Annotated in this window: 9 protein-coding genes; all 9 read right to left on the reverse strand. The window is 31.6% G+C overall.

The window, feature by feature from the left end; all coding sequences use genetic code 11:
* Window positions 1-70: 70 nt before the first annotated feature.
* Window positions 71-1,102, reverse strand: coding sequence for a chemotaxis response regulator protein-glutamate methylesterase (locus COL3_RS16865; protein ID WP_008429347.1), 1,032 nt, complete (start codon window positions 1,100-1,102; stop codon window positions 71-73).
* A gap of 42 nt (window positions 1,103-1,144) precedes the next feature.
* Window positions 1,145-1,960 carry a protein-glutamate O-methyltransferase CheR gene (locus tag COL3_RS16870; RefSeq protein WP_008429349.1) on the reverse strand — a complete coding sequence of 272 codons (816 nt, stop codon included), beginning with the start codon at window positions 1,958-1,960 and terminating at the stop codon, window positions 1,145-1,147.
* A 17-nt stretch (window positions 1,961-1,977) separates the two neighbouring features.
* Window positions 1,978-3,699, reverse strand: a complete 1,722-nt coding sequence (locus tag COL3_RS16875; protein WP_008429352.1) for a methyl-accepting chemotaxis protein — start codon at window positions 3,697-3,699, stop codon at window positions 1,978-1,980.
* A 56-nt stretch (window positions 3,700-3,755) separates the two neighbouring features.
* Window positions 3,756-5,816 (reverse strand): chemotaxis protein CheA, encoded by a 2,061-nt coding sequence (locus COL3_RS16880; RefSeq protein ID WP_008429354.1) that lies wholly within the window; start codon window positions 5,814-5,816, stop codon window positions 3,756-3,758.
* Between the two features lie 391 nt (window positions 5,817-6,207).
* Complete coding sequence (locus COL3_RS16885; RefSeq protein ID WP_008429357.1) at window positions 6,208-6,960, reverse strand: flagellar motor protein MotB; 753 nt, start codon at window positions 6,958-6,960, stop codon at window positions 6,208-6,210.
* Window positions 6,961-6,977: 17 nt separating this feature from the next.
* Entirely contained in the window at window positions 6,978-7,763 is a 786-nt protein-coding gene (gene motA / locus COL3_RS16890; protein ID WP_008429358.1) for a flagellar motor stator protein MotA, read from the reverse strand.
* Window positions 7,764-8,049: 286 nt separating this feature from the next.
* A complete protein-coding gene (locus COL3_RS16895) occupies window positions 8,050-9,492 on the reverse strand; it encodes a glycoside hydrolase family 1 protein (protein WP_008429360.1) in 1,443 nt (480 codons plus the stop codon).
* Window positions 9,493-9,861: 369 nt separating this feature from the next.
* A complete protein-coding gene (locus tag COL3_RS16900) occupies window positions 9,862-10,548 on the reverse strand; it encodes a manganese catalase family protein (protein WP_008429363.1) in 687 nt (228 codons plus the stop codon).
* Between the two features lie 292 nt (window positions 10,549-10,840).
* The gene (locus COL3_RS16905; protein ID WP_008429364.1) at window positions 10,841-14,275 is read right to left on the reverse strand and encodes a carbohydrate binding domain-containing protein; all 3,435 of its coding nucleotides are present in this window, start codon (window positions 14,273-14,275) and stop codon (window positions 10,841-10,843) included.
* Window positions 14,276-14,297: the final 22 nt, after the last annotated feature.

Below are 14,297 nucleotides of genomic sequence, written 5' to 3' on the forward strand. Positions count from 1 at the left end.
CAGTATGATGGAAAATAGGCTTGGCAGATGGACTTGTTATTTTTTTGATTGTGCCTAATAGTCCATTTCTTTATTTTAGCATATCGCATAAAATACTTGGAATTTTTGATATAGGAACTTGTTTTTCAACTGCTCCTATATCAAAAGCTACCTTTGGCATACCATATACAACTGAAGATTGTTCATCTTGTCCAATAGTTCTTGCACCTGCTCTTTTCATAGACATGAGTCCAACAGCACCATCATGCCCCATACCGGTTAATATTATACCTACTGCATTTCTTGCCACAACTTTTGCAACAGATTCAAAAAGTACATCTACTGACGGGCAATGTCCATTAACTTTACTTCCTGGAGAAACATCAACTATATACTTATCAACTGCTTTCTTTACTTTCATGTGTTTATCACCTGGAGCTATTAAAACTTTTCCAGGTGTTATTACATCCCCACTTTGTGCTTCTTTAACTTCAAAATGTGTCTGTAAATTAAGCCTATCAGCGAACATTTTAGAAAATACCGGCGGTATATGCTGTACTATTACTATTCCAGGCATTGCTTTAGGCAGCATTTTTAACAAATTATAGATTGCTTCCGTGCCTCCAGTTGAGGCTCCTATTGCAATTATTTTATTATTTGATACAGTCATACTATTTTTTTGTGCCACACTATATATATTATTTTTTGATAGCTTATCTAAACTTGTTGATAAATTTGCATTTACTGCTCCCTTAATTTTTAGAATCAGTTCATTTACAAAGTTTTCAAATGCATTTGGAATTCTTGCATCAGGTTTACTTAAAAAATCTACTGCTCCTGCATCCATAGCGTCGAATACAATATCACTTACTGAGCTTACAACAACTATAGGAATTTTATATTGTGGAAGAAGCCTTCTTATGAACTCCACTCCATTTAATTTAGGCATCTGCACATCACAGGTCATTACATCAGGGTTTAGTTCAAGAAGTTTATCTCTTGCATCGTAAGGATCTGTAGCCTTTCCAACTACTTCTATACTTGGATCCCTAGATAATCCTCTCGATATTGCTTCCCTAAATACCAAACTGTCATCAACTACTAAAACTCTAATTTTTCTCATAACTTTCACCTTCTAAACCTAATTATATTACTACAAATAAACTTATCCCTTTCTATATACAGATGGCATTACATAATTAAACCCCATAGTTTCACCATTTAAAGATTCTGAGTGACCTATAAAAAGATATCCTCCATGCTCCATACTATTATAAAATTTGCGTATTAATTCATTTTTAGTGTTATTATCAAAATAAATCATTACGTTTCTACAAAAAATAACATGAAATTTCTTTTTAAACGGAAACACATTATCCATTAAATTAAACTTTCTATATATAATTTCATTTTTTATCATCTCTGAAAACACAAAATTTTCCTCGTCATATCTTTTTAAATAATCCCTCTTCCAATCCTCCGGTAATGGAGAAATTTGTTCCCTATGATATATACCACTTTTTGCGATATTTAAAACTTTTTCTGATATATCTGTTGCTAGCAATTTTTTATCCCACCATAATTTTTCTTCCTTAAAAAATTCATCTAATATCATAGCAATTGTATATGCTTCCTCACCTGATGAACAACCAGCAGACCATATTCTCAAATCTCTATCCTTTGCTGAACTCACTAAATAGGGAAGAACTTTTTCTCTTAAGAAATTAAAATGGTTCTTTTCACGCATAAAATATGTATGATTAGTAGTTATTTTATTAATTAATGTACTAACTGCTTTTCCAGTCTTATCTGCAATTATATAATCATAATACTTAGAAAAACTATCAAAATTAAGTTCCGCTAATACATTATGCAATCTCCCAATCACTAGCATCTTTTTTTCTTCTTTAAGATTAATACCATAATTCTCTTTTATATACTTTGATAATTTAATAAATTCATTTTCTGTAATTGTAACCATAACATCACACCTTATCTTTAATACTTTCCAAATTCATTATCACTAAGTAATATTTTCTTAGGATAATTTTCTTTTTTACTTCTAGGTGCTTCTTTGCTTATAAACTTTTTGTTATTCAAATACGTACCTTCAATAACACTATCAACGTGCAAATGATCTTCTTCCTCATAAAGTGGTGTAATCTTATTAGATTTTATATTGAACATTTGAACTTGCTCCCTTAAAACTTCTGCTTGACCTGCTAATTCTTCGCTTGAAGCTGCGCTTTCCTCAGCAGTAGCCGAATTACTTTGTACAACTTGCGAAATTTGTATTACTCCTTGAGAGATTTGTGAAATTCCCGTAGCCTGTTCATCACACGCTTCAGTTATTCCATTAACTATTCCAGCAACCTTTTCTATATCTTTCACGATATTTTCGAGGGCATCAGCAGTTTGATTGGCTATACCTGTTCCATCTTGAATTTTAATAAGGGACTCTTCTATTATATTTGTAGTTTCTTTAGCAGCATTAGCCGACCTTGCAGCTAAATTTCTAACTTCTTCTGCTACAACTGTAAACCCCTTACCATATTGTCCTGCTCTAGCTGCTTCTACTGCAGCATTTAAAGCAAGTATGTTAGTTTGAAATGCAATTTCATCAATTACCTTTATGATTTTTGATACATTATTGGAGGAATTATTGATTTCATCCATTGCACTAAGCATTAGCTTCATCTCATTATTTCTCTTCACTGCACTAATCTTTGTACTATTTGCTATATTATTAGCTTCCTTCGCATTTTCAGCATTTACATTTATTTGAGCGGAAATCTCTTCAATAGATGCAGTTAATTCCTCGACAGCACTAGCCTGTTCTGTTGCTCCTTGTGATAATGCTATTGTGGAATCTGAAATTTGTCTTGAGCCAACCGTAACTTGTTCTGCTGCAAAGCTAATATGTTCAATTACTTCATTTAATTTATATTGCATTTTTTTCATGGATTTAGACAATACTCCTATTTCATCCTTTGAATTATTAGTAATTTTTACATCTAAATTCCCTTTACTTATTTCATTTGTTACATTCATAAGCTCTGATATAGGCTTGCTTATTAATCTGGAGATTATTATTCCAAAAAATATTGCAATAATAGCAGCTATAGCAATTGTAATGACCATAGTTATTACTGAATAATTTACTTCTGCCGTATACTCATTTGATTTATTGATACCACCAGATGATTTTAATTTTAAAAGATTATCTACTGAAGCATTAATTGCATCTGATACTTCTTGTGTTTCATCTGAACCCATTAATTTAAGTGCTTCATCCTTTTTACCGGAATCAGCCAATTCCATAATATTATCTTTTATAGAAATATACTTATCTAATAGCATTTCAAGATTAGCTAGTTCTTTTTTGCCTTCTTCCGTCTGAATAGACTTTTCAACTAAAAGCAAACTAGCTTTTAGTTCTTTTTCATAATTATTTATTTTATCTTTATAATTAATTATTTTACTAGCATCATTATATAGAATAATATTATCTAAATTAATCTTAAGCCTTTGGTATGAAATAGATACATCAGCAATATCACCTATAGCTACACCATAATTTATATATAAGTCAGAATAGTTCTTATTTACTTCTTTAATCTTGCTAATTCCAACAATCCCAACAATTCCAGCTATAAATGCAACTATTATGAATCCAGCTAATATTTTTACTCTGATTTTTATGTCATTAAACCATTTCATACTACTCCCCCATTTCCCATCAAATTAAAGCAACGTCTAATCTTATGTCATTTACTCTATATTCTTGCCATTAATCCTGCCATATCAATTATCAAACTTATATTGCCATCCCCAAGAAGTGTGCATCCTGCTAAATCCTTTATATTTCTAATGTTTTTTATATAACTTGGCAGAGCTTTTACAACAACTTGTTGTTGTCCTAAAAGTTCATCGACTAAAATACACATCCACTTTTCATCTTGCTCCACCATAATTAGAATTCCATCAGAAAGATTATTTGTATTAGTATCTACACAAAAATGTTCATTAAGTCTAACTATCGGATAACATTGGCCTCTAACCATAATCATTTCATTATTGTCTGGATCTCTTATAATATCACTTTCTCTAGGTCTAAAAAACTCTTTTATGGAACTTGTAGGCAGAGTATACCTTGAAATACCAACTCTTACATTCATACCATCTATAATTGCAAGAGTTAATGGTATTTTAATCGTCATGCTAGTCCCAAAATCTTCAACACTGTCTACACTAACTGATCCACCTATCTTTTCTATATTTTTCATAACCACATCCATACCTACACCTCTGCCGCTATATTCAGATACAGCCTCCTTTGTAGAGAATCCAGGTAGGAATATTAAATTAAATATCTCTTTCTTTGTCATTTCATTTTCATTCTTATCTATTAATCCATTTTCTCTTGCTTTTTCTAATATTTTTTTCTCATTAAGACCTTTCCCATCGTCTCTAACTATAACAAGTACATCGCTTCCCGCATTTTTAGCTTCTAAAATTAAATTACCAGTTGATTCTTTACCTTTATCTATCCTCTCTTCACCGGTTTCTATACCATGGTCAATAGAATTTCTAACTAAATGCATTAATGGATCTGATATATGTTCAATTATGTTTTTATCAACTTCTGTTTCCTCACCAATAATCGTTAATTTAACTTCCTTATTCATTTTTTTGCTCATATCCCGAACAATTCTATTCATTTTTTGGAAGGTTGCAGAAAGTGGCACCATTCTTATTGACATTACAGTATCTTGCATTTCTGATATTATCTTACGAAGCTGTCTTGCTGATTTTTGAAAGTTATCTAATTCTAATCCTGCCAAATCAGGATTTTGCGTAACCATGGATTCTGCGATAACTAGCTCCCCAATAAGATCCATAAGTCTATCCGCCTTAGATACACTTAAACTTATAATTCCTTGATGAGAAGAAGCTTTTTCATTTCTCTTTTCTTCAGTAATAGTTTTCTTTTCTGCTTCCTTTACTTTATGTTCTTTTTCTAATGCCACTTCCTCAATTATGTCTTTATTGATGACTGAATTTCCTTCACTATTTAATTCGCTAATATCTAGCTTATCTAAAAATACTGTTTCATTTACTATTGATTTAATTGTATTAATATCTAAGTCCGAAGAAATACATATCTCAAATCCATTTTTCCTAATTTCTTCACTGGCCTTTTCATCATCATCAATTACATTCTCTGGTTTGCTGCTGGTTACTTCTGCCACCTCTGATAATTTATGAAGAACACCAAAACATCTTATATTCTCCATTCCGCATCCTTCAACAAATGATAAATTAACCTTAAATTTATTTTTTAATTCTTCACTCTTACTTTTACCGCTGGTTACGAAAAACTTTTGTGGCTCTATATTTATATTTTCTGCTACTTCAACATTTCCGCTTCCTTTTTTAATTTTATTTAAAAATTCCTTTATTTCGCTTATTTTGTCAGAAGCATCACCATCTGCTGTTTTTCCATCTTGAATCTTTGACACCTCAATCTTAATAAAATCTATAGCATCTAAAACAATATCACTTAGAATATTATTATCTACTTCCTTAGGCTTATTCTCTCTAAGGTAATAAAATAAGTCCTCCACAGAATGTGAAAGTTCTGCAATATTATTAAAAAGCATCATAGCTGATGATCCTTTAACTGTATGCATGATTCTAAATATTTCATTTATGGAATTAATAAATCCATCTTCTTTTTCTCCATCGATTACTAACTGTTCCAATTGCTCTATAAGCTGAGTGGTTTCAAAAATGTACATATCTAACATGGATTCATTTATAATATTATCTGACATTTCAATTACCTCCCTTATACATATTTTCAGCTAAAAATACAAAATAAATATTTCAATATATAAATTTATACATTAACTGAATTTAATCAATCTCCCTCGTAATTATATATTAAATTCTTTGCGGACATCTTTTAAGTACCACAGGTCATTGATTTAAATGCAAATTGCACTACTATCTGGAGCGTAAATGCAAATCGCACATATAGATAAACAAACTGTAAGTTGATTAGATTTATGAATATAACCAATCGAAAAAAAGACTAACCATGTTGCTCGGTTGCTAGAGAAAAGATTTTAGCTTTCTCAATACAACACTACGCAAAATAGTTAGTCTTTCTTTCCGGTATGGTATATTCAATTTTATAATTATTTTTTATGTATATATAAGCTATTAGTTAGACTTTCCATCTGCAGCTACTGGGAAATTACGAACCACGTAAATTTCTACTCTTCTATTTTGAGCTTTTCCTTCATCTGTGCTGTTAGTAGTTTTAGGTTTATACTCACCGTAAGCTTGGATTGAAACATTATCTTGCTTAATTCCGCCTGAAGTAACCATAAAATTCATAACATTAATCGCACGCATTGCACTTAAATCCCAGTTAGAACGGAACTTACTATTACTTATTGGAACATTATCAGTATATCCTGCGACTCTAATTTGATTATCTAAGCTCTTAAGCATATTAGAAATTTTTAATAGTAGCGGTGATACTTCTTTTAATACATCCGCTTCCCCTGAATTAAAGAGAACAACATCTTGTATGGCAATTTCAAGCCCTTCACCATTAACATCAACCTTTATTTTATCTGAATAACCTTCTTCTTTAATTTCTTTATCCAGCATATTTTTAATTTGGTTCATCTTTTGTTCCTCAATTTGACTGTCACTTGCTCCTAGGGAATCAGATGTACCTGCTTCCTCCATGGGAATAGCTGCATTTCCATCCTTACTCATCTGTCCAGGACCACCAGAAAAAATCACATTAAATTCTTTAGCCATTGCTGCAAGCTTGTTCTTATCTGTTTGGCCCATCGCAAACATAACAATAAATAGTGCTAATAGGAGTGTTAACATATCTGAATATGGAAGAAGCCATGCTTCATCAACATGTTCTTCATGATGTTGTTTTTTTCTACTCATGACTATTCTCCTTTAAACTATTTATCATTATTATTTTCTTCGAATCTAATTCTTTGTTTTGGTTCTAACATACCTACTAGCTTTCTTTCAATACTCTTTGGGTTATTTCCGGCTTGAATGGCTAAAATTCCTTCAAGCATGATATTCATGTTTTTTATTTCTTCTTGAGATTTTCTTTTTAATCTGTTTGAAAATGGATGCCAAATCAAATATCCAGTAAAAATACCATAAACAGTTGCAACGAAGGCTGAACATATACTTTCTCCAAGTTTTGCAATATCATCAAGATTTCCAAGAGCACCAATTAGTCCTATAACGGCTCCTAAAACTCCTAGAGTTGGAGCTGTACCACCTGCTGTTGAAAATGCTGTAGCACCAAGTTTATGTCTCTCTTCCATACTCTCAATTTCTATTTCTAGCACTTCTTTAATAAGATCTGGTTCTAAACCATCTACTACCATCTCTAATCCTTTTTTCATGAACTTATTCTCTAGCCCTTGTATAGTGCTTTCAAGCGATAATAACCCATCTCTTCTAGTAGTTTGAGACATTTCTACAAGCTGTACTATAATTTCAGCAGGATCTTGTTTATTTTTATCACTAAAAAGAACACCAAAAATTTTAGGAAGCTTAAGAAACTCACCCCTTGGAAAAGAATTCAGTAAAGCTATTACAGTACCTACAAGAATTACCATTATCGCTTCACCACTGAGTAGTATACTTATACTAGCTCCTTTTAAAAGCATTGCTGTAACTACAACTATAAGGCCTCCAATAAGACCAATAACCAAAAATATATCCATGTTTGTCCCCCTTTTTATATCTGCGCATATACAACTAATTTTAAAATTATGTTTCTAGGTATAATTCTACGATTTTCTTCTCAATACCGTCTTTCTTAATGCTATAAAAATATCTCAATAATAATATAATACCATAATATTAAATATTGGAAAACTATATTTTGACATATTATCCTATATAAATTCTACTTCTTTTGACAAATACTTGCTTATTAATTTTTAAGTAAAAAATAAACACTTGCACATGAAACAGCAAGTGTTTATCTATTTTGGGTATGAAACTTTTTTATAATTCTTCACCATTAGTCTTTATAACATTTTGATACCAATAGTAACTATCTTTTTTATAACGGTTCATTGAAGCTCCTTCTTCTTCTTCACGGTCTACGTAAATGAAACCATAACGCTTTTGATATCCATTTAACCAGCTTAATAAATCTGTTATTGACCATGTGCAATATGCAAGTACTTCACAGCCTTCATTAATAGCTTCCTTTAATTCTTCCACATGAGCCTTTAAATATGCTATACGATAATCATCATGAATCTTGTTGTCTTCAGTCTTCTTATCAAATGCCCCTAATCCATTTTCAGAAATAACTATTGGTAAATCGTATCTGCTTGAAATAATTCTGCAGCACATTCTTATACCCATAGGATCTATTGTCCAATCCCAATCTGTAGTTTTTAGGAATGGATTCAGTGGGTTCTTATATAATCCTGGAGTTCCACTGACTTGTGATGTTCCCTTTTTACCTGTAGTATTCATTTCAGCCATACCTACACCATCTATTGGGTTGTACTCAACAACTGCAGTCTGGTAGTAATTTACGCCCATGAAATCCACTTGTGCCGCTGCTTTCATAAGCTCTTCATCACCTTCTTCAAAGGTAGGTGCAACTCCTTGACTTTGTAAATATTTAAGCGCAGGTTTTGGATATCTTCCAAATGCATAAACATCCATCCACCAGAAAGTTTGTAAATCATCATAATCTGCTTTTGCTATATTATTTATAGGATTACAGTCAATCGCATAACTTGGTCCAAATGCAAAGCTTGCTCCTATTTTACCATTTGGAACTATTTCTCTAAATGCAAGTATTGCCTTAGCATGAGCTAAATTAGCATGATGGTTTACTTGATAGAAAGTTTTTGAATCGTTCTTTTTGCCTGGTGGGTGTGTTGCCAATATCCAGCCCATTGATGTAAATATATTTTGTTCATTTAATGTTATCCAATACTTAACTTTATCTTTGTAACGCTTAAATAAAGTAACTGCATAATTTTCGAAATCATCAATTATCTTTCTGCTTTCCCATCCATTATATTCTTCTTGAAGAGCTAATGGTAAATCCCAGTGATATATTGTAACCATTGGTTCAATTCCATATTTTAAACATTCATCAATTACATTGTCATAAAATTGTAATCCTTTTTCATTAATTTCTCCCTTACCCTTTGGATAAATTCTTGGCCAAGAGATAGAAAATCTATATGTCTTTAATCCCATTTCTGCCATTAAAGCAATATCTTCTTTATAACGATGATAATGATCAACTGCTACATCACCATTAGTCCCTTTAAATGTTTTCCCTGGAATCCTTACAAATTCATCCCAATTGCTTCTACCCTTACCATCTTCTTCTGCAGCACCTTCTACTTGATATGCAGCTGATGCACTTCCCCATAGGAAATTATCTGGGAAACCATGTTTTTCTTTAAAATACATTTCTTATCCTCCTAACAATACTTTTTCTTTTCCCTTTTTGTTAAAAACTATTTCTAACAAATTCTAACCCCTACTATTAACAATCTTTTATAACTCTAGACTACCACATAATTAACGATCTTGTCCATATAATTTATAACTTTTAATATACAATGTTTATTCTTATTATTTCTATTATAATGATCATTTCAAAATAATATAATTATAATTCACCTTTTACGCCATACCTAATATACTCTATTATTTTCTGAACGTATAACTTATCATTAATAAAATTTATTAAATTCAATATAAAAATGCCCTTATACTTAAGCAATATTAGATGAACCTAAGTATAAAAGCATATCAACCACTTATTATCATTCTCTACTAAGATTTTGTAGTCTCTCTACGTGGATTTTCAAAACTAGGTGGTGTTGGTTCAGGATCAGCAAAAAATCTTCCCGGCGTAGATAAATCAAAATACAGTTTAGAATCCTTTGTAACTCCGAAATCTTTATTTGATGCCCTATCTTGAACTTTATTTAATGCCTCTCTAAAAAGTGCATTGTGGGCTTCTTCTCTATTTAATAGAAAATCTATAGTTTCCTTTACGTATTTATCGTCAATTTGACGATACAAATATTCATAAACCACTTTTGCTCTCTGTTCTGCTGCTATATCAGATAATAAATCTGCTGCTATGTCCCCTGTAACATTAACGTAATCAGCATTCCAAGGATGACCTGATGAATTTGCAAGGTATGGTGAAAGGCCTGTTAATGTATGAGTTTCTATTTCACCTGCATCAACTTGAGTATAATCTACTTTATGGCCATTTAATAAATTTACAGTTTGCGCTACCATTTCCATATGACTTAATTCTTCAGCAGCAATGTCTAAGAACAGATCATGAATTGCAGGATCCTTTATTCTAAAGCTCTGTGAAAGATATTGGAGTGCGGCTTTAAGTTCACCATTAGCACCACCAAGTTGTTCTTGCATTAATACAGCATATTGAGCATTAGGTCTTTCTACTTTAACTTCTCTAAGTAATGGTTTTTCGTGTTTAAACATTCTGTTGCCTCCCTTTGTATTAATTGAATCAATTATAAGATTAGTATTAATTATTTTTTCAATTATTATTCAATATTTAGGAAATATAAGAGCAACAATCTTTTATAACAGAAAATGTACCAGGAGAAGAAAACGTTTCTTCCACCAGTACATATATCTATATTCTTATCTTTCTTTTATCTTAACAACACACTCCACGTTCAAAGTTATCTAAAATAAGAGTTCTTTTTCCTAAATTTCGTTTTACGGTTTTACAGCATCAGCCAAATGAATATGCCTTCATTAATTATATTTACTCTGCTTTAAGTGAAACATTATCAATATATACTTTTGTTAATGTAGGGTTGCTTGTGTTACCAAAACAGAATTTTACTTGTGGTGCATCATCATTTGGCATTGTGAATTCCAAAGTTACATGTTTCTTAGTACCATCAAGTGCCACTGTTTTTGCTGCATAAGTATTATACGCACCACTATTTTGTTGAATCTCAGCTACTATATCTCTATCTTCATCAGCCCAAGCATCAAATTCTAAAATATACTTAACACCATTCGATAAATTTATATCATCACTATATAACATTGCATCCCAAGCATTTGTACCTAATCCTGTAACATCAATAGCTGCTGCTTTATCTGTATCATTTGTTATGCTAAAGGTTGCTGCCGCTGGAGTTGTAGCAAAATATCCCCAATTGCTAAATTCAGAAGAGAAATCTCCATTAGTAATAAGATTATCATTATTTACTGTTCCTGCTTCTGGTTTATTTTCTGGCGAAGTAGTCAATTCATCGATTTTTTCTAATTTAACATTATCTACTGTAACAGTATGCTTATCTTTAATTTGTTTTCCATTTACAGCTCCCATTGATATTGTAAATATTGCATTTTCATCAGTAGGCTTCTTCATTTCAAATTCATTAGTATATGTTTTAAAATCATTACCTACTTCTATAACTTTTGATCCTGAATAAGGATCCCAATTATTATCTTTACTTCCATCTCTTTGGATTGCATACATAATATCTCTATCAGTTGTACTCTTAGCATCAAAGCTTAATCTATACTTTTGACCTTCTTCTAATTTAACATTATTTTGTTTTAATTGAATCTTCCAATCTTGATCTCCAGTATCAGCGATTTCTAATTGAGCTGCATTTTTTTCCTTTAAACTATCAACTGAACCTGAAGCTTGACTGCTTCCATCTACATATACATTCCATCCAGTTAAACCACTATCAAAAGCACCATTTCTTATAAGTGAATTTTCTTCAATTCTTACATTATCAATGTATGTTATGCCTTGTCCACCTAATAATAATTCTAAATCCTTGCTACTTAATTCTTCTCCTGTTGAAAATTCAAATTTGAAAGTTTTCTTATTATTAGTAAGATCAGCACTAAACTCTTCACCATTAATACAAGCTTTTATAGTCTTATCTTTATCTGCATATGCATCAAAATAAAGTGCATAATTATCATTTTTTGTTAATGCAAGATTAGTTTGTTTAACTGATACATCTTCTAATAATGAATTATTATCTTTTGTATCTACTTTTAATTCTCTTGAATTATTGCTGTTTGTTACATTAATTTGTGTATTCGTAGATTTTGATTTAACTTCCCAGTACTTCATACGATCTTCACCAACATCAAAAGTACCATTATTTACATAGTTTCCATCAGGCATAATTTTCTTTGATTCATTTTCATCTTTTTCAATTTGTCCAATTTTTTCAATCTTAACATTACTTAATTCAACATCTGCTAAAGATCCTTGATTACCTAAGTTAAACTCTAATCTACCATTGGCATCATCTTCTTTATCCATAGTAAATTCATATGAGTAAGTCTTAACATCAGTTGTTAAATCCACCTTAGTATCATTAAAATATCTTACATATGATCTATCTGGTCCTGAAACATCCGCAATCATAGTTCTATCTTCATTTGCTTTAGCATCAAATGTAACTCTATATTTACCGCCTTCTTTTAATGGTACTCCTGGTTGTACTAATTGTATTGAATAATCTGCTGTTCCTGCATTTTTAGTGCTAATTGTCATTTTATTATTGGCAATATTATAATTTCCTATACCATTAAGAGCTGTAAGAAATTTCCAACTTCCATCATCTTTCGAAAAATCTCCATTTATTATATAGTTCCCATTTATATCAGGATCTCTTAGGATAACTTCTGCTTCAGGCTTTTTAACATTTTCATCATAACTATCTAATTGATATGCCTTTATATAATCAACTTTAAACTCTGCATTATCAAAATCTGTAGTTTCATCAGGATTTCCTGGCCAGCTTCCACCTACAGCTAAGTTAAATTGCATATAAAATGGTTGATCAAATGGTGCTGGAAAAGTTACTTCATCTCCACCTTCAACCTTTGTAAACCAGTCATTAGCTGTATAATATAATTTTCCATCAATATACCATCTAATTTCTCCTGGGACCCATTCAATTCCATATATATGATAATCATCTGCAAATGTACCCTTATCTAGTACATACGTACCTTGTTTTTGTTCATGTGGATCTCCGTAATGTATTGTTCCATATAATTTATTAGGTTCATTTCCCAATACTTCCATCATGTCAATTTCACCACATTTTGGCCATTGCCCATATAAACTTTCATTATTAGGCATCATCCATAATGCAGGCCATAACCCTTGTCCCTTTGGAGCTTTTGCTCTTATTTCAAATTTTCCATATTTAAATGTTTTTTTATCTTTGGTATTTATCTTTCCAGAAGTATAGTAATCCTTACCGTCCTTTTGAGTTTTTATAGCCTTAAGAACTAAATTTCCATCCTTAACAAAAATATTTTCCTTAGAGTCAGTATATTCTTGTAATTCATTATTAACCCAACCTGGATCATGTTTTTCGTAACTCCAATCATTTTGATTTAATTCATTTCCATTAAAATCATCTTGCCATATGAGCTTCCATTTGTTTTGTTCTGGATTTCCATTTCCATTATTTCCACTATTTGTGCCAGAATTACTAGATGATGAGCTGTGGTTTGATGATGAATTTTTAGATGTTGTACTACTTGGAGAAACTTCAGTAGTTGCTGGCTTATCGGCTTGTTTCGTAACACCTGCACCTTTATTATCAAAAGCTTTAACAACCTTTGGTATTTCTCCAACAGCATCTCCCTCACTACTAAAGTTATATTCCTTATTGTCTATTATAACTTTACCAGTTTGCATTGCTCCTGACGATGCAAGGGAATATACCTTTCCAGCTACTTCGATTACACCTGTTTGCATTGCCCCCGATGTATCTGTAAAGTACCAGGTTCCTTTATCATTTACCCAACCTGTTTTCATTCCTCCAGTTGTATCGGTAAAATACCAAGTTCCTCTATCATTTATCCATCCAGTTTGCATTGCTCCTGATGCATCAGTAAAGTACCAGATACCTTTATCATTTACCCATCCAGTTTGCATTGCTCCAGATGCATCTGCAAAGTACCAGATTCCGTTATCATTTATCCACCCGGTCTTCATTACTCCTGATTCATCAAAATTGTACCATTTACCATCTATTAGCTTCCAATTTGTAGCTAATCCACTATCATCTACATAACTCCAACTACCATTATCTGTTGATTGTTTCCATTCAGCATTTACTCCACTTTGAAGCATTACCGGTATCATGCTTGCTGCAATTGCTCCAGCTATAATTTTCTTCAATTTTATACTTTTCATTATTAATAATCCTCCTTGTTAA

It is taken from the genome of Clostridium sp. LS (genome assembly GCF_002760435.1).
Classification (GTDB): Bacteria; Bacillota; Clostridia; order Clostridiales; family Clostridiaceae; genus Clostridium.

Coding starts and splice junctions, on each gene's coding strand:
- COL3_RS16865 (WP_008429347.1), bottom strand. CDS start 1,102: ATGAGAAAAATTAGAGTTTTAGTAGTTGATGACAGTTTGGTATTTAGG.
- COL3_RS16870 (WP_008429349.1), bottom strand. CDS start 1,960: ATGGTTACAATTACAGAAAATGAATTTATTAAATTATCAAAGTATATA.
- COL3_RS16875 (WP_008429352.1), bottom strand. CDS start 3,699: ATGAAATGGTTTAATGACATAAAAATCAGAGTAAAAATATTAGCTGGA.
- COL3_RS16880 (WP_008429354.1), bottom strand. CDS start 5,816: ATGTCAGATAATATTATAAATGAATCCATGTTAGATATGTACATTTTT.
- COL3_RS16885 (WP_008429357.1), bottom strand. CDS start 6,960: ATGAGTAGAAAAAAACAACATCATGAAGAACATGTTGATGAAGCATGG.
- motA (WP_008429358.1), bottom strand. CDS start 7,763: ATGGATATATTTTTGGTTATTGGTCTTATTGGAGGCCTTATAGTTGTA.
- COL3_RS16895 (WP_008429360.1), bottom strand. CDS start 9,492: ATGTATTTTAAAGAAAAACATGGTTTCCCAGATAATTTCCTATGGGGA.
- COL3_RS16900 (WP_008429363.1), bottom strand. CDS start 10,548: ATGTTTAAACACGAAAAACCATTACTTAGAGAAGTTAAAGTAGAAAGA.
- COL3_RS16905 (WP_008429364.1), bottom strand. CDS start 14,275: ATGAAAAGTATAAAATTGAAGAAAATTATAGCTGGAGCAATTGCAGCA.